Annotated in this window: 1 pseudogene; it reads left to right on the forward strand. The window is 61.4% G+C overall.

From position 1 onward, the window contains the following. A pseudogene (locus tag AC0L3C_RS36185) lies at positions 1 to 379 on the forward strand (transposase); the annotation flags it as partial. Between the last annotated feature and the right edge of the window lie 61 nt (positions 380 to 440).

A 440-nucleotide genomic window follows, 5' to 3' on the forward strand; every position in this document is an offset into this window, starting at 1 on the left:
ATCACCATGGAAGCAGCCTTCTGCGTCGAGACGCTGGAGGATGCCTTGGCTCGTCACGGCAAGCCGGACATCTTCAACACGGATCAGGGCTCGCAGTTCACCGGACAGGCTTTTGCCGGCGTGCTCGCCGACAACGGCATCGCGATCAGCATGGACGGCAAGGGCGCATGGCGGGACAACGTGTTTGTCGAACGGCTCTGGCGCAGCATCAAATACGAGGAGGTGTACCTGCGGGCCTATGACAGCGTCAGCGAGGCGCGCAGCTCGATCGGCCGATATCTCGACTTCTATAACAGCCGGCGTCCCCATTTCGAGTCTTGACGGCAGCACGCCAGATCAAGCCTACTTCACCCCGCTGCCACTCCGCATGGCAGCCTAACCCCGGCAGAGGCTCCACCTATCGACGCGGAAACTCTGTTCAGACAACCGGGACCAGCTCA

The organism is Bradyrhizobium sp. WSM4872, from assembly GCF_055811715.1.